This is a genomic window from Paenibacillus sp. FSL H8-0104 (genome assembly GCF_038050215.1).
Taxonomy (GTDB): Bacteria; Bacillota; Bacilli; order Paenibacillales; family Paenibacillaceae; genus Paenibacillus; species Paenibacillus amylolyticus.
Window position 1 is genome coordinate 2,225,921 of record NZ_JBBOTC010000001.1, and the last position, 23,126, is coordinate 2,249,046.

The window sequence follows — 23,126 nt, forward strand, 5'->3', positions numbered from 1 at the left end:
ATGTAGCAGAGGCTGTAGGACAATTATTCAGCAGGGAGTGGGACGTGTGAAATCATCAACAAAGCTTACCGGACGGGTTATTTATAAAGGAGATCCGGGTTATGAAGCGGCGCGTAAGAACTGGGACCCGCATACGGACAAATTTCCCAAAGTGTTTGTATTTGCCCAACGGACGAAGGATGTATCCAATGCTATCCGATGGGCTCGTGAAAACAATGTACCGGTCAGGCCGCGGAGCGGCAGACATGCGCTTGAAGTGAATCTTTCACAGGTGAATGGCGGTATCGTGATTGATGTGAGTGATCTGAATTCCATCAAGCTTGATAAAAAAAATGGAACGGTTGTTGTTGGAACAGGAAACCGAGTGGGAAGAATTGCAAATACCCTTGCCAAGCAAGGGTTCATAGCTCCTTTTGGTGACAGCCCTACTGTAGGGATCGGTGGAATTACGTTAGGTGGGGGAATTGGGCCACTCCAGCGTACCATCGGTCTCATCAGTGATAACCTGCTTGAGGTAGAGATGGTGGACGCCAAAGGAAAAGTGATTCGGGCCAATAAAAATCGTAATTCGGATCTCTTTTGGGCCTCGCGGGGAGGAGGCGGTGGTAACTTCGGAGTATACACCCGCTACAAATTCAAAGTGCGCCGTGCTCCTGCGAAAGCAACTGTATTTAAGATCACCTGGCCATGGGCTCAATTCGAAAAGGTGCTCAAAGTATGGCAGAGGTGGGCTCCCTCTGTGGATACAAGATTGGGTAGCGAGTTGTCCATCGGACCGAAAAAGGGTGGCAATGTCGTCATGGAGGGGCTGTTCCTAGGGTCAAAAACAGAGGCACTCCGTCTATTGCAGCCGATTACGAGTGTTGGCACACCGACAAGTTCCATTGTTCGTTTGTTACCTTACACGGAAGTTGTGAAGTTTTTATTACAACCTGATCCGACCGAAACTCAACGGTATAGCAACCAGTTCTCGTCCGGTTTTGGACGAAAACCATTCCCCGACAAAGCCATCAAATCGATGCGAACATTTTTGGAGAACCTGGAAGAGGGGCCAGGCGGGTTCTATTTCCTCAACTGGGGCGGAGCAGTAAGTCGCAAATCACCTAGATCAACCGCCTTCTTCTGGCGTAAAGAGAAGTTTTATGTGGAATGGACCAGTACGTGGCTCAAACCATCCCATGCCGCCAAAAATATCGCACTCGCTCGTAATACTCGCAAGAAATTGCAACCATACATTGTGGGTTCCTATATCAACGTTCCAGACCAAGGGATCAAGAATTCCGGTCCAGTGTACTATGGAGCCAACTATGCCAGACTGCGGAGAGTCAAAGCCAAGTATGACCCAAAAAATGTGTTCAACAATCCGCAAAGTATCACTCCGGCTCGGATAGTGTAGTCCATGTTCACTTGTTTAATATCTCTTCAATGAGTGAAGAAAACACGCCTTAATTGGCGTGTTTTTTGTTGAAGTGAACTTATTTTCAAAAGGAAACTAAAAAGCTGCCCTCGGTCATATGACCAAGAGCAGCTTATTCACATGTTAGATACGCATGGCAGTTAAAGCGCTATTAAGCTTTAACTTGTTCTCCAGCAAATACTTCAACGTTCATTGGAGCGGCCATGAATGCTGCTGCTTGTTGAACAAAAGCTTGGAAATGCGCGCTTGTGTTGTGGGATGCTGTAGCAGCTTCATCTTTCCACAGTTCGATCATCGTGTATTGTTGTTCACGTTCTGTGCTTTTTGCCAAATCGTAGCTGATGTTACCTTCTTCTTGACGTGTTGCAGCCATCAGTTCTTTCGCAGCTGCGAGGAATGCTTGCTCTTGGTCCGGTTTAACTTGCAGATGAGCGTGAATGATAATCATAATGTAAAACCTCCATATTGTGTTTGTTTGGAATGTGTTAAGAAAGGGGAAACCGTCCCTGATATTATGCCCAAGTTGTGATTGTTTCTACAGGCAGGCGGTAGGATGGGTGACCTTCCTTGGCCGATTTACCAATCGAGATCAACATAACGGGTTGATAACGCTCTTTGTCCATGCCAAATGCTTCTGCAATTTGATCTTTTTCGTAACCACCGATTGGGTTAGTATCATAACCGTGAGCACGTGCTACAAGCATTAATTGCATGGAAGCAAGTCCAGCGTCGATCATATTAACTTCGCGAATAGCGGAAGCAGGCATATTTTCATAATAAGGCAATACTTTTGATAGTTGCATATCTTTAACTTCTTGTGGCATATAACCGAGTTCTACGGCTTTACCAAAAATTTCTTCCATATGTTCCGCGTTTTTCATGTCAATGAATACGCCAATGACTGCGGAGGAAGTCAACACTTGATTTTGATTAAATCTCGCAAGTGGAGCAAGCTTTTCTTTACCTTCAGTTGTATCTACAACCAGAAAACGCCAAGGCTGCAAATTGATCGAAGATGGTGCACGGGAAGCTTCTGACAGAATTTCAGTCATTTCTTCACGGCTAATTTTCACTTCAGGATCGTAAAGTTTAACAGAACGACGACCGTAGGTGATTTCGTTAAAATCATTGGTTTTTTGGAATTTGCTTTGAATTGTACTCATGCATGGATCTCTCCTCTATATATGGGTTTAGAAATTGTTCTGCATACGTTCCAGGAAATCGGCGAGTGATTGAACTTCGTCTTCACTGAAATCCTGTAAAATCTGGTTGATAAAATTGGTCTTCTCAGCTTTGTAGCCTTCAATCTGCTTCCGACCGTGGTCCGTCAAACGAACAAAAGTGACCCGATTATCATCGGGATTCTTACGTCTTGTAACCATCAGGTCCGCCTCAAGTTGCTTCAAGTGGCGTGTAATCGCAGCACTATCAATGTTAATGATTTTCTGCAACATGGATTGGTTAATCTCATCGACCTGATCCAGCTCATGCAGAATTTCAAAGCGAGAGGAACTGATACCTGTACAGCGTTCGAACTTGGGACTGAGTTTGTTACCCAACACGTTCAACAGATTGATGATTTGTTCTTCTTTGGAAACAATACGTGTCATGACTAGACCTCCCGGGTGAATCTGAATCATGAACAACGGCGTATGTTAACCAATGATTAATGTTGCAGTATACAATGCCATTGCCTAATGATTATTTGGATGCTCTCGAATCATTGATGTATCAATATTTGATGCGTCAATCATTGATGGCTCAATTAATATATCATGCCTTTTATGATTTTGCAACAGGTTAGAAAATGTTGCTGATTCTAGCGTTATTATCCCGCTACGTATACATTGCAGTCCATATATGTTGTCCAAATGGGTAAGTTAATATTGATTGTGCATGTTATTGAGAATTGTTATCAATTGATTTATAATGAAATGAAATATACATACTGAGCGAAAATTACAGGCTCTTCATAAAGAATAGCAAGAAGGTATGTCGATGTAATATGGCGGGAGGGAAAGTACAGCGGATATGAATTTGAATGATCACATCAGGTTGTGGAATCATGCTTTTGTTAAAATACTGGATGTACGCCAAAACGCTTTGCATCCTGGGGAGAAGTTGAAGAATTATCAACTACCAGCAAGTACCTATCTATATATCACCGACGGAAGTGCACGGATACGAATGGATCAACACAGATACATCGTGGAGGGATTCCACATCATTCATGGAGGCAAGCAGGCGTATTTAAACATGGAGACGGATTCGGGCGTGGCGTATTATATGATTTTGTACAAAGCCATCCTAGCCTTGCCCTGTGGGATGGAAATTCAGTATCTGATGGACCATGAACGTCCGTTTCAGGACCAATATGCACTTGTACCAACCCGTCCGCTACACATGTATCAGTGTATGGAGGAATTGAAACAGGAGTGGGAGCAGTCTACTAAGCTTGCAAAGTTACATGCCAAAACCTTATTTCATCAATGGGTATATCTTTTATTGACAGACTTACACGAACAATCCATTCAGCCACATAAACCGGATACGGTCACACAGGCTATTGAATATATGAAAGCTCATCTCCATGAGCCCATAGCTCTTGACGTAATGGCAGAAGCAATGGAATGCAGTGTGGGGCACTTGTCGAGGCTGTTCAAACAAAAGTTAAACATCAGTCCCATCCAGTATCTTGGACAGATTCGAATGGAGAGGGCCGCACATCTTCTGGTGCATACCAGTGCAACGCTGCAACAGATTGCAGAACAGATCGGCTATCCGGATGCACATTCACTGAGCCGCAGCTTCAAAAAAATAAAAGGGCTTTCTCCAATTCGCTACAAAAAAGGAGTAAGTCAACGGTTAAACAAGTCGAAACACCCATTGGTATTGAACAACAAGCAAGATTTGCCCAGTGTAATGCAAGAAAATGCCCTTCATTCGTTACATTCCCATCTATATAATGATATTGATTATCAATATCAAAAGAGTGTTGGAGGGGAATTAATAATGCAAGGAAAATTCAAAATGACAGCACTAAGCATGATGTTGTGTCTCACGCTATTGCTCACGGCCTGTTCCAGTCCAGCGCCGTCTGCAAGTGGTACGCAAACAGAGACCAATGCGACTACTACACAATCGGGTAACCAGGCAACGGAGGCAGGGAAATCGACTGCACAGCCGGAGACGCGGACCGTCTCTACAATGAGGGGAGATGTGGTAATCCCGGCCAATCCGCAGCGTGTTGCTTCAGATCAATATATGGGGTACCTGCTGAAACTGGGCATAGTACCGGTTGGTGTAAGAACATTTATGCTGAACGAAGGATGGATTGAAAAGTCTGGCATTGCTACTGATGTTATAGCGGGTATTGAAGATTTGGGAGGAGAGTTCCCAATGAATCTGGAGAAGTTAGTGTCACTTGAGCCGGATCTCATCATCGGTTCCATTGATAAAAATATTGAGGATTACGAAAAAATTGCAACGACCGTCTTTTTACCTTATTGGGAAGGTGATAAAACTTCTGGCCCACTGGAAAAGCTGCGCCGGATTGCTGGTGTTTTTGGAAAAGAGAAGGAAGCAGAGCAATGGATCACGACATATGAAGAGAATATCGAAGAGACTAAGAAGCAGATTGATGGTGTAATTAAAGAAGGCGAGACCGTATCCATCATACAAATAGGGTACAAAGCGTTGTATGTACTTGGTGCAGAAGGCGGGAACTATGGTAGTTCCACGATCTATGAGATGCTGAAACTGCCTCCAACTCAGCAAGCACTCGAAATGAAGGATGGATTCGAGACGATCTCCCTTGAAGTACTGCCTGAGTATATGGGAGATCATATCTTCTTATATGGTTCGGGTAGTGAGGACGCCAAAGAGATACTGAACAGCGAGGTTTGGAAACGTCTGCCTGCTGTGCAGAAAGGACAAGTCTACACCTATGGTTCCTTGGATGGTACAGAGGATGAGTTCGTCATGGAAGATCCCTATTCACTGGAGTTGCAGTTGGATAGTATAAAGAATTTACTATTGGGAGCTGAAAAATAGAGTGTAATCAGTTCACATAGAATCGATCAGAACAGGGAGGGGACGTGAGCATGAAGGAAAATGATTGGATCAAACAACTGGAGCAACTACATTTCTCTGCTGTCCACGTCTGCCATTACTCTAGCAATCCGGGGGCTGTTCAGCGTCGGATCTGGAAAAGGTTCGCCATTTGCAGGGTCATCGCGGGCAAAGGATCTTTGTCTATGGATAACATTGTACATACGGTATCTCAAGACGAGTGGTTTTTGTTGAAGCCAGGAATGCATGTGGAGTTTCAGACGGATATGGAAGCACCTGTCCGATATCAGATCATTTTATTTTCCTGTGTTACACTTACCCGGCGTCGGAATGCTTGGCATACCGAGGCATTTGATCTCCCTGTGACGGGCAAGCTTAATGTTCCTTCCAATACACGTGATATTCAGGAGATGATGGATACCCTGATGAGTGGAAAACACTCGTTTACGAGTCTGGAAAAGACGCGCAGGAAACATCTTTTGCATCAGTTGTTGATTCAGTTAATGATGCACGTGAATGAAGCAACACCCCCTGTAGCGGGGATGGATTTGGCACTTGATTATATGACGCATCAGTATAGGGAAGACATTCGAATTGATCAGATGGCCCGCATGGCAGGGCTCAGTGTGAATCATTTTATAAGAACATTCAAACGACAATTAAATATGACCCCGATTGAATATATACTGAAACTACGTATGGCAAAGGCCAAGCAGTTGTTATTTTCTTCAGATAAAATCAAGGAAATTGCGGAGCAAGTGGGTTATAAGGACGAGCACTATTTCAGCAGAGTTTTCAAGAAAAACGAAGGAATCGCCCCAACGTTGTATATGAAAAATAAAGTGAATCGCATTGCCACCTTGTATTACGGGTTGGACGATTATGTGATAACGCTTGGTTTGAGGCCAGTATCCGCTTTATCCTATGGTCAGAGGGTGGCTCGACATGTTGCCATACCTGCGCTTCAAGCACACAGTCATCAGGGACTTATTCTGGATAGCTTCAATCAGAACTATGATGATTTGAGGCGAGTCCAACCGGACCTGATCATTACAAGTGATCGTTTGGAGCCAAATGACTCCCTGAATCGTATCGCGCCTACCACCATGCTGGAGCACACCAACCATTTTGGCGAGAGGCTTCTGTATATGGCGGACATTATGGGCCGCACCGAACAGGCCGTACAGTGGATAGAACAACATGCTGAACTGAGCCGGGTTCTTCGAGGACGCATTCAATCGAGGTGGGGGAAACAGAGTGTCATGTTCATCCGGGTGACTTCTCATTTCTACCGAATGTATGGATTGAACAACCAGACAGGGGCCCTGTTGTATGATGATCTGGGATTTTATTTGCCTCGTGATTTTCCGGAACAACAGTGGGCTGTAGAGAGTAAAGTTTGCGATTTACAGTTATACGACGCGGATCATGTGTTTGTAATGGTCGATCCCACAGAAGAGGCACGTGCTCAACTGAGGCAATTACAGCAATCCGGTGAATGGTTGGCATTAAAGGCTGTTCAAGAAGGCCATGTATATAATGCAGGAGATATTTTTTTCAAAACGCTGGGTCCCACCGGACGCATGTGGGCCATGCGATATGTGGCAGAGCAACTTGGGGTTACCTTACGGTGATATTGTGCAAGAGAAGAGAGTGGAATAATCCATGGTAAGCCTGTATGCTTTTCCCTACTATAGTGATAATGATTATTATTATTAAATAGTAGAGGGGATTTACTACAAATGGTAAGACAGAGAGCAACAACGATGATACTGTTGGCCCTGCTTGTGCTCGTTCTGACGGCATGTAGCAAGGCATCAGAAGTAACAGAAGCAACGCCTCCGCAACAGGATACACCTGTGGAAGAGAGTGGTACGCAAACGATTGAGCATCTTAAAGGAACAACGGTTGTACCGCAAAAAATAGAGCGTATGGTGGTATTATCTGCTGCTTACATCGATCACATGTTGACGATTGGTGAGAAACCAGCAGGCGTTAATGTAGAAGTTCGTTACGGAGGAGATTATTTGCCTTACTTTGCAGATCAGCTTGCCGGCATTCCAACGGTAGGGTCTGCAGACAGTCCTAACCTGGAGGCTATCCTTCAGATTGATCCGGATGTCATCGTTATTGAGAGTCGAACTGCGGAGAGTACGTATGATCAGTTGGAGAAAATCGCTCCGACGATTGTACTTGGTACTGAATGGCTGGATTTTGTTGATGATACAACATATTGGACACAGGATCTGTTGACCATTGCCGGGATGTACAACAAAGTGGATCTGGCAAAAGAAAAGATAGCCGAGGTAGAGCAGCAGGCGAAGCAATTAAAAGCGAAGATCGAACAACTGGATCAAAAAAAGTTGGCTTATCTGCGTGTAAGAGAGAAGACCTTGCAAATATACGCGGCAAAAGGACATCCAACCAACACACTTTTGTATCATGATCTTGGATTTGTGCCAACGACTGTGACACCTGCCGAACAACGTGAGGACCTGTCCATGGAGAAAATTGCAGATGTGGATGCTGATTTCGTAGTTCTGGAGATTGACCCGAATGCCGATGAGTATGTAAACAACATCAACGCAAGCTCACTCTGGAAGGCAGTGCCGGCTGTCGGTGCAGATCAGGTCTATACGACAGACTCGTTCTGGTTGTTTAAGGGCTGGGGAGCGATTGGGCGAAGCGAGATTATCAACGAAGTTGAAGAGATGATTCAATAGATGAGACATTATCCAAGACATGATTATTCAGAGATGTCGGAAGTGTTACAGCAATTTTTTGTGACGACGATCCAAGTGGACTGCGATGATTCCAAGTATCCTTTCCGTGTGAAGGATCTGCTGAATGAAGAGAAACGAAACTTGATATTGCGTGAACAGGCTATGCAGCAAGGGCTTCAATTGGGCGGAAGAGGAAGTGCGGCCGTCGGTACACTTTTTGCCAAACGTTACTCCGTATTCGTGATGTCCGTAATTTCAGCATTCAGTCTATACGATACTATACTTAGCGTTGCAGACGATGATGTGCGGTTTGAATTGAATGGTGCAGGTGGCATGCGATATGAGACTCTGCTGGAGAGAACCTCTCTGGAGGGTGAAGATCCTGTTCAGCGCAGGTCAGAGAGTGGCTTGCTCAAGAAAAGAGTGCTGCTACATCTGGAACCTGTCCTGCGAGCGGTAGCCGTCGCTACAAGAGCGAGCGATAAGGTCATGTGGTCTCTGGTTGCCCATAATGTGCAACAATTGTATGCACGTATGATCAATGATCAGAGCATTTGGAAGACAGATGAACGGCTTGCAAAGATTCAAGAAGATCAAAGCCTCTGGCTGGATCGGCAAAACGATAATGCATGTACATTTGCCAATGAGCTGCAGCGCTTCGAACATTCCGGGTGGCAGGGACCTCCGTTCCTGCTACGCCGATATTGTTGTTTGGCTTATCTGGTTGGAGACGGAAGTCATACACATGGGTATTGTGACAGTTGTCCGAAGCTGGATTCGGAATCCCGATTGCGTAAACTTCTTCAGCAGTGAACAGACACTCTTGTACCGCATGGTACGAATCTGTTTCAGACAAACCATGTTCTCTTCGGTTTCCAGTGGATAGAATCTATGATCGACAAGTTACACAACCTGCAGCGGCTTGAGCCAGCGTCTGCGGGTTTGTTGGCTTTGTACAAGGTCACGATACCTTTGCATCGAGGGATAGTATTCGTTATACTTCAAGCTATTGATCAATTAATCACTAACTATTGGAGGGCGGATTATCATGGCAAAGGATAAAGCAGCGTCGGTTAACCGGCGAAATGATATTATCTCTGCAGCAATTGACGTCTTCGCGGAAATTGGCTATTATCGTGCAACTACAGCCCAGGTGGCTGAACGGGCACAGATCTCACAGCCGTATATATTTCGTTTTTTCAAAACAAAAGAAGCTTTATTATTAACTGCAATTGAGGTCTCATGGACACGGGTGATTGATTCGTTTCGAATTGTGGTGGAGATGGCGACACCAGATCAGTTAGAGAATGATCTCATTGAAGCCTATGATAAGATTCTGGAATCGCACAAGAGCGAGATCTTGCTTCAGATGCAGGCGCAAACGATCCGGGAGGAAGTCATTCGTCAGGCTATGCAAAAAGGCATTAGTGATGTAAGAGCCATGGTACTGGAAGCTTTCACCGTTGCAGGAATTGCTGAACCGCTGAAAAGAACCATGATTTTTCTGGCAATCGGGATGTTGTGTAATGTATCTAATGCACTGGATATGCCAGAGTTGAAGGAACGATAGAGAGGGAGGTAAAGTCCCTTTTTATATTTTAGTTATTGATCAATCACTAAATGGATGAAAGAGGTCGATCTACGATGAAAAGAGCTATTGTGATTGGAGCCACAGGTGGAACAGGTGCAGCAATTACGGAGGAATTGATTAGACGAGGGATTTCAACGATCGCATTTGGGCGCTCCCGTCAAAAGTTGAAGCAACTTGCGGTAAAATTGGGATATCCGGATCACCTGCTAATTGCAGTTGGAGATGCATTTCGGTCGGAGGATATTATTGCTGCTTCCCAGGGTGCCGATGTCATATTTCATAGTGCGAATGTCCCTTATAACGAGATGGAGAGCAGGCTGATTCCGCTCGGTGAATCTGTGATGGCGGCGGCAGAACACTTGGTTCTGAAAGTGGTGGTAATAGACGGAATTTACCCCTATGGCAGAAGACAAATGAACGAGGTAACCGAAGAACATCCGAAACAGCCACATACCCGTAAAGGCAAGATACGACTTGCCTATGAACAGATGTTATTCAGCACAAGTTGGAGCAGAGCTCAGGTGATGATCGTTCGTTTGCCAGATTATTATGGCCCATCGGCTAATCAAGCTTCCTATCTGGGTTCAACCCTTGAAGCGATAGCAAAAGGTAAGATGGCTTTTTTTATCGGAAATATGAAGGTGCCGAGAGAGTACATCTATTTACCGGATGCAGCGGTCATGGTGGTGGAGCTGGCAAGCAGAGAGACGACGTATGGACAGAATTGGAACATTCCTGGATCGGGGATCATCTCGGGTCATGACATCGTGCGATTGGCACAGAAGGCTGCGGGAAGAAGCAAACCTGTGATGGCGTTAGGAAGAGTGGGATTGTCTTTGATTGGACTAGGTGTACCCGTTATGAAAGAAATTGTAGAAATGTTATATCTGACCGAGGAACCCCTGATCTTGAGTAGACTGAAGTATGAGGAACGGATTGGCCCGGTTGTGGCAACAACTTTTGAAGAAGGAATTGCATTGACGATTAAGGAGTTGGAGTTGCAGGGGGAGTAGAGGGGAATATATTTTTTAGAGAAAAGTAATTGATTGATCACTAACTGTGAAGGTTTCATAGGTATATTGAATAGGGGGGCGCACAAAGCTAGTCCAGGGCATAGAGTGTACTATTGTAAAATGCGGGGATTTGACGTGGTGTACAAGGAGGGGGGATTCTCTTGTGAGCGGTATATCCAAAAGGAAACGCAAAATTTCCTCAATCAGTACAGGTAAACGGAAAGCAAAAAAATCAAAAAAACACTCTATCCCAAAGAAGAAGAGTAAGTCTTGTAAGAAAAGCAGACGTAAATGCAAAAAAAAGAAAAGTCACAGGATTCCTTTCCTTCGCGGCCCACGGGGTTATCAGGGAATGAGAGGATTCACTGGAGCAACAGGTGCTACTGGGTTAACTGGAGACCCTGGGTATCCCGGCATATGGGGAGCAACCATTTTAACAGGACGGACCGGAGTAACCGGAACCACGGGAAGTACCGGAATAACTGGAGTCACAGGTGCAACAGGAGCTACCGGACTGATGGGCACCACAGGTGTGACTGGTACTACAGGATTTACAGGTCCGACCGGTCCAACGGGTGAGGCGGGAGCAACTGGATCTACAGGAAGCACAGGAGTTACAGGTGCAACGGGTACAGGATCGACTGGAGTCACAGGAACAACCGGCGCAACTGGAATTACCGGATTTGGTGTTACAGGCGTGACCGGTGCTACAGGAAATACCGGTATAACCGGCTTCACAGGTCCAACTGGAGTTGCAGGATTAGCTGGGGCTACCGGGTTCACTGGAGCAACTGGTCCAACTGGGATTGGTGTGATGGGACTAACGGGATCTACTGGTGAAACAGGATTCACAGGAGTTACAGGTTCGACTGGATTAACGGGAAGTACTGGCGAAATTGGAATCACAGGCCCGTCCGGAGCAATAGGAACAACTGGTATTACTGGAACCACAGGTATCACAGGTATCACTGGAGTTACAGGCGCTACAGGATTTACTGGGGCGATAGGAGCAACGGGAAGTACGGGTCCAACTGGAAATACTGGCATAACCGGCATGACAGGGATAACAGGTGCGATCGGCGCAACTGGTGCCACTGGGGAAACGGGACTTACTGGTACGACAGGCCCCACTGGGGGGATCGGGTCTACGGGAGTTACTGGTGTAACCGGAACTACAGGAAGCACTGGTACTTCTGGAACAACAGGCACTACGGGGGCAACTGGATTAACGGGTGTGACGGGAGCAACCGGCGAAACAGGCATCACTGGCGTTACTGGAAATACTGGTGCTTCAGGGATTACTGGATTTACGGGCAGTACAGGTGCGACCGGCACGACTGGTTTGACAGGATTCACCGGAGCGACAGGAAGTACTGGTGAGGCGGGGCTAAGAGGAGTTACAGGCACGACTGGTCTAACGGGACCCACCGGGGTCACTGGCGAAACAGGAACAACCGGAACTACAGGAAGTACTGGAATAACAGGTAATACTGGTGAAACAGGATCAACAGGTACTACCGGATTACCTGGCGTTACGGGTACCACGGGTGTAACCGGTTCTACTGGAATTACAGGCCTCACGGGAATTACTGGTGTGACAGGACTCACTGGGGCCACTGGTATAAGTGGTGTCACTGGTGAAACAGGACCAACAGGTACAACCGGAGTAACTGGCGTTACTGGAATTGCGGGCACAACAGGAACGACTGGAATAACAGGTGCAACAGGTATTACTGGATTTACAGGCAGTACAGGTGCGATCGGAGCAACTGGTGCCACTGGCACAACCGGAGTCACAGGTACGACTGGTGTGTCAGGACCCACCGGGGATACAGGAGTAACGGGAACTACCGGTACCACAGGAATAACTGGCGTTACCGGAGCAACTGGCGCCACTGGAGAGACGGGTCTAACTGGGAACACCGGCACTACTGGAGAAACGGGTACCACCGGAGTTACAGGTGCTACAGGATCTGCTGGGGCGATAGGGGCAACGGGAAGTACAGGTACAACCGGCGTTACAGGCATAACCGGCATAACCGGCAATACTGGTGTAACAGGAGCCACAGGAATTACTGGAGCAACTGGAACTACTGGAGCAACTGGAACTACTGGAGATACAGGTCAAACAGGGGTCACAGGAACGACAGGGTTAACAGGGGTAACCGGAATCACCGGTGAGACTGGAGCCACAGGGATTACAGGTACAACTGGACTAACTGGCATTACTGGAACCACGGGTATCACAGGCGTGACCGGAGCTACCGGACTGACTGGTGTCACTGGGGAAACGGGTCTAACAGGATTCACAGGCACGACAGGAGCGACGGGACCGACTGGGGCGACTGGAGCAACCGGAATTACAGGTATCTCGGGAGTGACTGGCGTAACCGGAATGACGGGAATTACGGGAGCGACCGGGGCCACTGGTGTCACTGGAGAGACGGGTCTAACAGGAGGTACAGGTGCAACTGGTATTACAGGTCTTACGGGTGCGACTGGGACCACAGGAATCACGGGTACAGCTGGTGTAACTGGCCCAACAGGTGCGACTGGAGAAACAGGAAGTACAGGTGCCACGGGAGTAACCGGAACAACTGGTGTAACTGGAGAGTCGGGTCTAACTGGGGCTACAGGTGTAACGGGCTCAACCGGTTCGACTGGCCCAACAGGAGAGACAGGACTAACAGGTCTAACTGGAGCTACTGGAAGTACCGGTGCGACGGGAACAACTGGTGTTACAGGTGCAGCCGGAGTTAGTGGCACAACAGGAATTGCTGGCGTAACTGGCGCGACAGGACTCACCGGGGTTACTGGTTCAACTGGTAATACCGGAGCTACTGGCATAACCGGGGTCACCGGCGAAACAGGGCCAACCGGCACAACTGGCTTAACTGGCGTTACGGGTACAATTGGTGTGACCGGAGCAACAGGCGTCACTGGAGAGACAGGAGCTACAGGTCTGACGGGAAATACAGGACCAACGGGTGTCACCGGATTTACGGGTCCAACAGGTGAAACAGGAATCACTGGAGTTACAGGCCCTACTGGAGCAACCGGCTCAATCGGAACTCCTGGAGATACAGGTCCAACAGGGGTCACAGGTACGACTGGTGTGACGGGATCGACCGGTGCAACTGGAGAAACGGGAATTACAGGTGCGGCTGGACTAACTGGCAATACCGGAACCACGGGTGTCACAGGAGGTACCGGAGCTACAGGAATTATGGGAGCGACCGGAACCACTGGCGTTACTGGGGAGACTGGTCTAACAGGGAACACAGGTGTAACGGGACCAACCGGCACGACTGGTTTAACTGGCGTAACGGGACTTACTGGTGTGACCGGAACTACTGGCACTAGTGGTATAACGGGAACAACTGGTATTACAGGAGTAACCGGAGCAACAGGTGTCACTGGAGAGACGGGTCTAACAGGAGGTATAGGTGCAACTGGTATTACAGGTCCGACTGGTGTGACGGGACTGAACGGTGCAACTGGAGAAACTGGAATTACAGGTACAACTGGACTAACTGGCATTACTGGAACAACGGGTATCACAGGCGCGACCGGACTGACTGGTGTCACTGGGGAAACAGGTCTAACAGGATTCACAGGCGCGACGGGACCGACGGGATCGACTGGGGCGACAGGAGCAACCGGAATTACAGGTATCTCGGGAATGACTGGCGTAACCGGAACGACAGGTGTTACTGGAGAAACAGGGTTCACAGGAATTACTGGAACGACGGGAGCAACTGGCGTCACTGGAGAGACAGGAGCAACCGGCTCAATCGGAACTACTGGAGATACAGGTTCAACAGGGGTCACAGGTACGACTGGTGTGACGGGCCCTACCGGTTCGACTGGCCAAACTGGTGAAATAGGACCAACAGGCACAACGGGTGCAACTGGTATTACAGGTCCTACGGGTTTGACTGGAGAAACAGGAAGTACAGGTGCCACGGGAGTAACCGGCGCAACCGGAACAACTGGTGCAACTGGGCTAACAGGAGTCACTGGTGTCACCGGGGCTACAGGTGTAACGGGATCTACCGGTTTGAATGGCCCAACAGGAGAGACAGGACTAACAGGTATAACTGGAAGTACGGGTACGACGGGAACAACTGGTGTTACAGGAGCAACCGGAGTTAGTGGCATAACAGGAATTGCTGGTGTAACCGGTGAAACGGGTACGACTGGAGCAACGGGAAGTACGGGTACTACGGGAGCTACTGGTGTAGCAGGCACAACTGGTATCACAGGGGAAACAGGTCTAACAGGAATTACTGGTCCAACTGGTGTTACGGGATTAACTGGAGCCACGGGCACGACAGGACCAACAGGACCAACCGGAGCCACAGGTGTGACTGGCATAACTGGAGTCACAGGTACGACTGGAGTTACAGGAGCTACGGGGAGTACGGGTTCCACAGGAATAACTGGCGTATCCGGGCCGACTGGTGCTACTGGAATTACTGGCCAAACTGGTGTGACAGGATCAACCGGAGTTACGGGAGTAACTGGACTTACTGGATTAACTGGGGAGACGGGTCTAACCGGGATTACAGGTGCGACTGGTGAAACAGGAATAACCGGCACGACCGGCGTAACTGGCATTACGGGTGTGACTGGAGCTACTGGAATTACCGGCGCCACCGGCACAACTGGTGAGACGGGAGTAACTGGACTTACTGGACTTACTGGGGTTACAGGTAATACTGGAATTTCTGGAACGACGGGAGCGACTGGAGCCACTGGAGAGACGGGTCTAACTGGGGTCACAGGTACGACTGGTGTGACGGGGCCCACCGGGACTACTGGAGCAACAGGAACCACGGGCATTACAGGAGTGATGGGTGTAACAGGCGCTACCGGCACGACAGGTGCAACAGGACCAACCGGAGCCACTGGTGCGACTGGCATAACCGGAGTTACAGGTACGACTGGTACTACAGGGGCAACCGGTCCAACGGGTATTACTGGTGACACAGGAATACCCGGCACGACCGGCGTAACTGGCATTACGGGTGTGACTGGAGCTACCGGAATTACAGGTGCCACCGGCACAACTGGCCAAACTGGAGAGACGGGTGTAACAGGGGTCACAGGTACGACTGGTGTGACGGGACCCACCGGGGCTACTGGAGCAACCGGTCCAACGGGTATTACTGGTGAAACAGGGCCAACCGGCACGACTGGCGTAACTGGTGTTACGGGCACAATTGGTGCGACCGGAGCAACAGGCGTCACTGGAGAGACGGGTCTAACTGGGAGCACAGGAGCCACAGGAATTACTGGTGCTATAGGTCCAACAGGGGTCACAGGAACGACAGGTGAGACGGGTCTAACCGGGATTACAGGTGCGACTGGTGCTACTGGAGTTACTGGGGTAACTGGATTTACAGGTGTTACAGGAGCCACTGGCACAACTGGCCAAACTGGAACGACAGGAGCCACTGGAGAGACGGGCGTAACAGGTGCCACCGGTACAACAGGTGTAACGGGACCAACCGGTGTTACAGGAGCCACTGGGGCAACCGGAACTACGGGAGTTACTGGCGTAACCGGCTCGACTGGAGAGACGGGTGCAACAGGCGTTACCGGCACGACAGGTACAACAGGACCAACCGGAGCTACTGGTGCGACTGGCATAACCGGAGTCACAGGTACGACTGGTGCTACAGGGGCAACCGGTCCAACGGGTATTACTGGTGAAACAGGAGCAACCGGCACGACCGGCGTAACTGGCATTACGGGTGTTACAGGAGCTACTGGAATTACAGGAGCCACCGGCACAACTGGCCAAACTGGAGAGACGGGTGTAACAGGGGGCACAGGTACGACTGGTGTGACGGGACCCACCGGGGCTACTGGAGCAACCGGTCCAACGGGTATTACTGGTGAAACAGGGCCAACCGGCACGACTGGCGTAACTGGTGTTACGGGCACAATTGGTGCGACCGGAGCAACAGGCGTCACTGGAGAGACGGGTCTAACTGGGAGCACAGGAGCCACAGGAATTACTGGTGCTACAGGTCCAACAGGGGTCACAGGAACGACAGGTGAGACGGGTCTAACCGGGATTACAGGTGCGACTGGTACAACAGGTGTAACGGGACCAACCGGTGCGACCGGAGCCACTGGGGCAACCGGAGCCACTGGGGCAACCGGAGCCACTGGGGCAACCGGAACTACGGGAGTTACTGGCGTAACCGGCTCGACTGGAGAGACGGGTGCAACAGGCGTTACCGGCACGACAGGTACAACAGGACCAACCGGAGCCACTGGTGCGACTGGCATAACCGGAGTTACAGGTACGACTGGTGCTACAGGGGCAACCGGTCCAACGGGTATTACTGGTGAAACAGGAGCAACCGGCACGACCGGCGTAACTGGCATTACGGGTGTGACTGGAGCTACTGGAATTACAGGTGCCACCGGCACAACTGGTCAAACTGGAGAGACGGGTCTAACAGGGGGCACAGGTACGACTGGTGTGACGGGACCCACCGGGGCTACTGGAGCAACGGGAACTCCGGGTGCGACTGGTGCCACTGGCACAACTGGCGTAACTGGTGTTACGGGTACAACAGGTACAACAGGTACGACTGGAGCCACTGGGATCACAGGTGTGACTGGAGCAACAGGAACCACGGGTATTACAGGAGAGACGGGTGTAACAGGCGTTACAGGCACGACCGGCGCGACGGGAACAACAGGAAGTACGGGAACAACAGGAACCACGGGTATTACTGGCGTGACCGGAGCAGCTGGGGCTACAGGGCTCACAGGCACAACAGGAATTACGGGTATTGCGGGTGTGACCGGTGCTACAGGAACTACAGGTACAACGGGTGTAACAGGTGCCACCGGAAGTACTGGTTCAACAGGAGTTACAGGTATAACTGGCGCGACCGGAACAACTGGAGAAACAGGAATAACGGGAGCTACAGGACTAACTGGTGTAACTGGGACAACAGGAACTACAGGTGCAACTGGGGTTACAGGCATCACAGGAGCAACCGGCCCGACTGGACCAACTGGGGCTAATGGAATTACGGGGGCAACCGGTGTAACGAGTGCAACCGGAGCTACGGGTGCCACTGGAGCAACAGGCATAACAGGAACTACCGGTGCGACTGGGGCAACGGGGCAGACAGGAGCCACGGGCCCAACCGGCCCCAATTTTGCAACACAAGGGTTCTCGGCATTCCTGGCTACACTTTCGACAGCAACCAGCACTCAGTTAACCAACTGGACGACCACGGCTCCTTATTACGGTAATGCCAACTTCAATGCAACCACAGGAAACTATACCGTCCCGGTAACCGGAAGATACTCCATTGTGGCCACGATCAATTATGCAACGACTGCAGCGATTGCTCTATCTCTGGGTGCAGGCGTTAACCCAGCCTTTCTTGTACAAAGAACATCCCCTACGGTAACGACACTTGTCAGTGGTTTGTTGCCCGTCCTAAATGTCGCGATTACGCTACTTACACTGCGGGCAGTGCTGGGAAGTGGTTCCGTGACTTTGGCAGTGGAAGTCGCATTGAATGCGGGAGATGTGATTGGACTGTTCTATGCTGCAAACGGGTTGACGATTACATTGAACCTGGGCAGTGGTGCTACAAATGGCATTGTATGGTCTGTGCATGAGATCACCTAAACACTTCACAACGGATTGCGCCTATGGACAAATTCGTAAAGTTGTAATAAGTTAGTTTGAAGATATTCGAAATATCTTTTGGCAAGTGGACTAACAAGTGAGGTGGATTTCATGATTCCTATTTTGGGACGCATTAACGAATTAAGTCGAAAACAACGTAGCAGCGTCGGTTTGACAAAAGCAGAAAAAAGCGAGCAGCAGGAGCTTAGAAAACAATATTTACAGGCTATTCGAGGTCAGGTGCTGACAACCATGCTGGCAGTATCCGTTGTGGACCCACTGGGTCATGATGTGACCCCTGAGAAATTAACCAATGAAAAATTGCAGCGCCGTGAACAAGCCGGCCAATAGCATTCCTTTAATAAGACAGACCGAGGTTACATCTTGGTCTGTTCTTTTTTTTTTCTGCAAATCATCCGTTCAGCAGGAACTGCATCAAAAATCCAATTAGAGTTTCGTAGGAATTAACAAGCATGTCAGTTATTTTTAGTATTGATGACAATAAATCTACCGCGAACTTCAATTCATCCCCGATAACTCATATAATAACGCTAATATATTTCAGAAAAACAAACAAAAAGCACAATTACTCTCAATATAACTAACAACAAACTTACATCAAATAATCAAAGAAAGACTAGTTCATATATGTATCTCGAAAGGGTTGATGAATCATGAGCCTGGAAGCATTAAATGAACGTGTGAAGAATGATCTGGCTTATTTGTCATTTGGTGGCGCGAACTGGGTACGTCCAAGAGAACATGTGGATGGTCATGTCTATGATGTCGTCATTGTGGGTGGAGGCCAGAGTGGATTAGGAGCGGCATTTGGACTTCTTCGTGAACGGATCTCCAATATTGTAGTCATTGACGAGAATGCATCGGGGCTTGAAGGACCTTGGGAGACTTATGCACGTATGGTTACTTTGCGCACACCCAAGCATCTGACTTCCATCGATCTGGGTATCCCCTCGTTAACCTTTCGCTCATGGTGGGAAGCACAGGTAGGGCCCGAAGGTTGGGAAGAGGTAGATAAAATCCCGCGTGGAGACTGGATGAATTATTTACGCTGGTATCGGAAAGTGCTGAATCTGCCTGTGCTTAATGAGGCAGAATTGACGCTGGTTGAGCCTATGGAGAACGGAATACATCGACTTCATGTGAACAAGGCTGGATCTCAGATGGATGTTATACTTGCTCGCAAAGTAGTGTTTGCTACGGGAATACAAGGTGGTGGACAGTGGCATGTGCCATCCATGATTGCCGATAGATTACCTCGGGAGTTGTATGCCCACACGTCTGAAGGGATTGATTTTGATCGGTTAAAAGGTAAAAGAATTGCTGTGCTTGGCGGCGGCGCTTCTGCATTCGATAATGCGAGTTATGCCCTTGCCACGGGTGTGGCGGAAGCTCATGTATTTGTCCGGCGGGAACAGCTGCCTAGTGTTAATCCCATTCGTCAGATGGAACAATCTGGTATGATTGAGCGGTACCACGCTCTTCCGGTTGCTGATAAATATGAAGTGATCTCTCATTTCTTCAAATTCAATCAACCCCCAACCAATGATACGTTTAATCGTGCGGCAGCCTGGCCAGGATTCGAACTACATTTGAATTCGCCTTGGCTGAGTGTAGAAGCAACAGACCAAGGCGCGATTGTGCATACCGCACAGGGTGCATATGAGTTTGATTTTCTAATTATTAGCACAGGTCTTCTCAGTGATCCGGCACTCCGTCCTGAACTGAAGCTTGTGGAACCATACATCGCACGTTGGGAGGATTGTTACCAGGCTCCGCCAGAGCTTCGCAATGCGTTGCTGGACGCACATCCATACCTGAGTTCCGGGTTTGCAATGACAAGCAGGAGTGAACAGGGTGAGAAACCGTTGCACGGACTGTTTGTATTCAACTACTCTGCACTTGCCAGCTGTGGTCTGTCGGCATCGGCAATATCGGGGACCAAGAGCGCGGTGCCGAAACTGGTCTCTGCCATAGCGGATCAATTGTTCCTCGATGATCGGGAGATTATTTTGCAACAATTCTATGCGTATGAAGAACAGGAATTTACGGCTACGTGGGTGAAAAGTGGTGCGCTCGCTGAGTAATCGCACTCTATAATATTGTGAACGTGTGGCATCTGATGCTACACGTTTTTTCGTTTTTCATATGATGAAGGTTACACTTGCCTTTAATTTGTTGTAAAATGTCGGTTGGAACATGTTAAAGGCAGGGATAATAGATGAATGAAATGAACTATGAACAATTTAGAGCCCATTTGAAGAAAGCGTCGCGTAAACGAAATGTACCTTTGATTAAGATCGTAGCATTTCAAGAGAAATACATGAAGATTGAAGAAGTTCAATTTTACGATGTGGAACAAAATCATATGAGTGTTCGGGCCTGCAATACGTTGTGGATGCATCTGGAGAATAAATCTTTCCGTAATATGGTGTCCCAACATTTGCAGTTTTATAGAGATATGGAGAACCTGGGTCGGCATTCCTTTGAGAATCTGATCAAAGAACTATATGATACGTCTGTTCCTGTTCTGCTCGATTACAATCCCGCTCACTATTACACTTCGGGGCAGCTCGCTGAGATTCTGGTCATGGACGAGGAGAGGCTAATTGAACAATTGGAGATGGGCCGCTTCAAGGGTGCTTTTATTAATGAAGATGGCAAATGGCTTAAACCCAAACCGGATGCTATGGTTGTAGAGTCATAAACGTCATGCAGTTCCCATGAACAGCAAAATCCTGCAACGCCGCGCATCCAGCGCTGGAGGCTGCAGGATTTTTAATGAAGATTTGAAGGGCACGGAATTCCAACTTTAAGAACATGAAGTAAGGGAAAGGGACAATTGGACAAGAAAATAAGTCGAAAGATGCGGGTTTTTGAATGTTTTTAAATTATTTTGAATGAAAGTGGTTGTTTTTTGAGTGAATTATGATACTATAGAAGCAGTTGGAGGAATGAAGATGCTGACTGAAGAACGATATGCTGCAATTATAGAGCGCTTACATTTACAGGGAATTGTGAAATTACAAGAGCTTGTTGATGTGTTGGGTGCTTCTGAATCAACGATTAGGCGTGACTTGATCGATCTGGAGAGTCGTCAGATGCTCAAACGCATCCACGGCGGTGCCGCACTGGTGAATGAAAAAACGCTGGAACCGGGCATGGAAGAAAAAACGTTCAAAAACATTCAACAAAAAACGACGATTGCCCGTTTGGCTGCACAGGAGATCGAAAATGGCGAATGCATTTATCTGGATGCAGGAACGACAACGTTAGCCATGATTCCTTTTATTGAAGCTAAAGACGTAACGGTTGTTACCAATGGACTTTCGCATGTTGAGGCTTTGGTAAGCAAGCGTATTCGCAGTTATTTGCTCGGAGGTATGATGAAAATTCATACAAAAGCAGTCATTGGCAGTATCGCATTACAGAACATGGATAATTTCCGTTTTGATAAATGTTTTCTTGGAAGCAACGGAGTTGATCCCGAAATGGGGTATACAACACCTGATCCGGAGGAAGCCTTGATTAAAAGGCGTGCACATCAATTGTCGGGAAAATCTTATGTGCTGGCTGATTCCAGCAAAATAGGGGAAATTACTTTTGCCAAATTGTTTGATTTGGAGGAGGCCGATTTGATTACCGAGCAGATGCCAGAACATTGGCGGCCTGGAATCGCCCAGAAAACTAAAATAATTGAGGGATAACGATGATATATACGATAACACTTAACCCGTCCATTGATTACATCGTGGAAGTGGATGAGCTGAAGCTTGGCGGATTGAATCGAATGAATCGGGATTTGAAGCTCCCTGGTGGCAAAGGCATTAATGTCTCTCGCATACTGAATCAACTTGGAGCAGATAACACGGCTATTGGTTTCCTTGGTGGATTCACGGGACGTTTCATTAATGACAAGTTGCAAGAAGATAACATTCGGACAGACTTTGTTACGATTGCAGACGATACTCGCATTAACATCAAGCTGAAGCATGGAGAAGAGACAGAGATTAATGGTCTTGGACCTGCAATAAGTGCAGAAGAGGCAGAACAGTTGCTACACAAATTGTCCTCATTGCAAAAAGGAGATATTGTCATTCTCTCCGGAAGTGTACCACCGTCACTTGGAACGGACTTCTATGATCGTCTCATTAAAGTTTGCAAGCAAACGGGTGCAGAATTTGTAATTGACACAACTGGACCTGCACTAATGGAAGCTCTTGTACATGAACCATTGCTGGTGAAGCCAAACCATCATGAACTGGCTGAACTGTTCGGTGTAACGATTAATACTCGCGAGGAACTGGTGTTATACGGGCGTAAGTTGCTGGAAGCCGGTGCCAAACATGTGTTGATCTCCATGGCAGGCGAGGGTGCATTATTCATTACCAAAGCCGAAGTTCATCATGCGAATGTGCCAAAAGGCACTGTGAAAAACTCGGTTGGTGCCGGTGACTCCATGATTGGCGGATTCGTAGGTACCTATGTACAGAGCGGAGATTTGCTGGAAGCTTTCCGCACAGGGGTTGCATCTGGAAGCGCAACTGCGTTCTCGGATGATCTGGCAACACGAGAATTGATTGATGAATTGCGTAATCAAGTGACCATTACGACAATCTAG

The 23,126-nt window shown here is 48.2% G+C and carries 16 protein-coding genes; 13 read left to right on the top strand and 3 right to left on the bottom strand.

All coding sequences use genetic code 11. From position 1 onward, the window contains the following. Positions 1-46 precede the first annotated feature (46 nt). Positions 47-1,396, top strand: a complete 1,350-nt coding sequence (locus NST38_RS10110; protein WP_341343950.1) for an FAD-binding oxidoreductase — start codon at positions 47-49, stop codon at positions 1,394-1,396. Positions 1,397-1,568: 172 nt separating this feature from the next. Here NST38_RS10110 and NST38_RS10115 read toward each other — a convergent pair whose 3' ends face one another. The 3 genes from NST38_RS10115 to NST38_RS10125 all read right to left on the bottom strand — a co-directional run bounded on the left by NST38_RS10115 (position 1,569) and on the right by NST38_RS10125 (position 3,027). After that, positions 1,569-1,865, bottom strand: coding sequence for a putative quinol monooxygenase (locus NST38_RS10115; protein WP_036609783.1), 297 nt, complete (start codon positions 1,863-1,865; stop codon positions 1,569-1,571). 64 nt (positions 1,866-1,929) lie between these two features. Beyond that, positions 1,930-2,580 (bottom strand): nitroreductase family protein, encoded by a 651-nt coding sequence (locus NST38_RS10120; protein ID WP_036609781.1) that lies wholly within the window; start codon positions 2,578-2,580, stop codon positions 1,930-1,932. Between the two features lie 27 nt (positions 2,581-2,607). After that, the gene (locus NST38_RS10125) at positions 2,608-3,027 is read right to left on the bottom strand and encodes a MarR family winged helix-turn-helix transcriptional regulator (RefSeq protein ID WP_036609779.1); all 420 of its coding nucleotides are present in this window, start codon (positions 3,025-3,027) and stop codon (positions 2,608-2,610) included. A 421-nt stretch (positions 3,028-3,448) separates the two neighbouring features. On the opposite strand from NST38_RS10125, the gene NST38_RS10130 reads away from it, so the two are divergent. The 12 genes from NST38_RS10130 (at position 3,449) to pfkB (ending at position 23,126) form a co-directional block, all read left to right on the top strand. Beyond that, complete coding sequence (locus tag NST38_RS10130) at positions 3,449-5,470, top strand: AraC family transcriptional regulator (RefSeq protein ID WP_341343951.1); 2,022 nt, start codon at positions 3,449-3,451, stop codon at positions 5,468-5,470. Between the two features lie 50 nt (positions 5,471-5,520). Beyond that, the gene (locus NST38_RS10135; protein WP_341343952.1) at positions 5,521-7,122 is read left to right on the top strand and encodes an AraC family transcriptional regulator; all 1,602 of its coding nucleotides are present in this window, start codon (positions 5,521-5,523) and stop codon (positions 7,120-7,122) included. Positions 7,123-7,230: 108 nt separating this feature from the next. After that, positions 7,231-8,211, top strand: a complete 981-nt coding sequence (locus tag NST38_RS10140; protein WP_036609773.1) for an ABC transporter substrate-binding protein — start codon at positions 7,231-7,233, stop codon at positions 8,209-8,211. Continuing rightward, positions 8,212-9,024 (top strand): (2Fe-2S)-binding protein, encoded by an 813-nt coding sequence (locus tag NST38_RS10145; RefSeq protein ID WP_036609771.1) that lies wholly within the window; start codon positions 8,212-8,214, stop codon positions 9,022-9,024. A 235-nt stretch (positions 9,025-9,259) separates the two neighbouring features. Then, a complete protein-coding gene (locus NST38_RS10150) occupies positions 9,260-9,781 on the top strand; it encodes a TetR/AcrR family transcriptional regulator (RefSeq protein ID WP_036670036.1) in 522 nt (173 codons plus the stop codon). 74 nt (positions 9,782-9,855) lie between these two features. Further along, entirely contained in the window at positions 9,856-10,815 is a 960-nt protein-coding gene (locus tag NST38_RS10155; RefSeq protein ID WP_341343953.1) for an NAD-dependent epimerase/dehydratase family protein, read from the top strand. A gap of 352 nt (positions 10,816-11,167) precedes the next feature. After that, complete coding sequence (locus NST38_RS10160; RefSeq protein ID WP_341343954.1) at positions 11,168-18,487, top strand: beta strand repeat-containing protein; 7,320 nt, start codon at positions 11,168-11,170, stop codon at positions 18,485-18,487. 111 nt (positions 18,488-18,598) lie between these two features. Then, a complete protein-coding gene (locus NST38_RS10165; protein WP_047842338.1) occupies positions 18,599-18,838 on the top strand; it encodes a DUF896 domain-containing protein in 240 nt (79 codons plus the stop codon). 323 nt (positions 18,839-19,161) lie between these two features. Next, on the top strand, positions 19,162-20,592 hold the full coding sequence (locus NST38_RS10170) for an NAD(P)-binding domain-containing protein (protein WP_076249939.1): 1,431 nt from the start codon (positions 19,162-19,164) through the stop codon (positions 20,590-20,592). A 134-nt stretch (positions 20,593-20,726) separates the two neighbouring features. Further along, entirely contained in the window at positions 20,727-21,212 is a 486-nt protein-coding gene (locus tag NST38_RS10175) for a hypothetical protein (RefSeq protein WP_036609765.1), read from the top strand. A gap of 253 nt (positions 21,213-21,465) precedes the next feature. Further along, positions 21,466-22,212 carry a DeoR/GlpR family DNA-binding transcription regulator gene (locus NST38_RS10180; RefSeq protein WP_017689448.1) on the top strand — a complete coding sequence of 249 codons (747 nt, stop codon included), beginning with the start codon at positions 21,466-21,468 and terminating at the stop codon, positions 22,210-22,212. A gap of 2 nt (positions 22,213-22,214) precedes the next feature. Continuing rightward, positions 22,215-23,126 carry a 1-phosphofructokinase gene (gene pfkB, locus NST38_RS10185; RefSeq protein WP_076249938.1) on the top strand — a complete coding sequence of 304 codons (912 nt, stop codon included), beginning with the start codon at positions 22,215-22,217 and terminating at the stop codon, positions 23,124-23,126.

Coding starts and splice junctions, on each gene's coding strand:
- NST38_RS10115 (WP_036609783.1), bottom strand. CDS start 1,865: ATGATTATCATTCACGCTCATCTGCAAGTTAAACCGGACCAAGAGCAA.
- NST38_RS10120 (WP_036609781.1), bottom strand. CDS start 2,580: ATGAGTACAATTCAAAGCAAATTCCAAAAAACCAATGATTTTAACGAA.
- NST38_RS10125 (WP_036609779.1), bottom strand. CDS start 3,027: ATGACACGTATTGTTTCCAAAGAAGAACAAATCATCAATCTGTTGAAC.
- NST38_RS10130 (WP_341343951.1), top strand. CDS start 3,449: ATGAATTTGAATGATCACATCAGGTTGTGGAATCATGCTTTTGTTAAA.
- NST38_RS10135 (WP_341343952.1), top strand. CDS start 5,521: ATGAAGGAAAATGATTGGATCAAACAACTGGAGCAACTACATTTCTCT.
- NST38_RS10140 (WP_036609773.1), top strand. CDS start 7,231: ATGGTAAGACAGAGAGCAACAACGATGATACTGTTGGCCCTGCTTGTG.
- NST38_RS10145 (WP_036609771.1), top strand. CDS start 8,212: ATGAGACATTATCCAAGACATGATTATTCAGAGATGTCGGAAGTGTTA.
- NST38_RS10150 (WP_036670036.1), top strand. CDS start 9,260: ATGGCAAAGGATAAAGCAGCGTCGGTTAACCGGCGAAATGATATTATC.
- NST38_RS10155 (WP_341343953.1), top strand. CDS start 9,856: ATGAAAAGAGCTATTGTGATTGGAGCCACAGGTGGAACAGGTGCAGCA.
- NST38_RS10160 (WP_341343954.1), top strand. CDS start 11,168: ATGAGAGGATTCACTGGAGCAACAGGTGCTACTGGGTTAACTGGAGAC.
- NST38_RS10165 (WP_047842338.1), top strand. CDS start 18,599: ATGATTCCTATTTTGGGACGCATTAACGAATTAAGTCGAAAACAACGT.
- NST38_RS10170 (WP_076249939.1), top strand. CDS start 19,162: ATGAGCCTGGAAGCATTAAATGAACGTGTGAAGAATGATCTGGCTTAT.
- NST38_RS10175 (WP_036609765.1), top strand. CDS start 20,727: ATGAATGAAATGAACTATGAACAATTTAGAGCCCATTTGAAGAAAGCG.
- NST38_RS10180 (WP_017689448.1), top strand. CDS start 21,466: ATGCTGACTGAAGAACGATATGCTGCAATTATAGAGCGCTTACATTTA.
- pfkB (WP_076249938.1), top strand. CDS start 22,215: ATGATATATACGATAACACTTAACCCGTCCATTGATTACATCGTGGAA.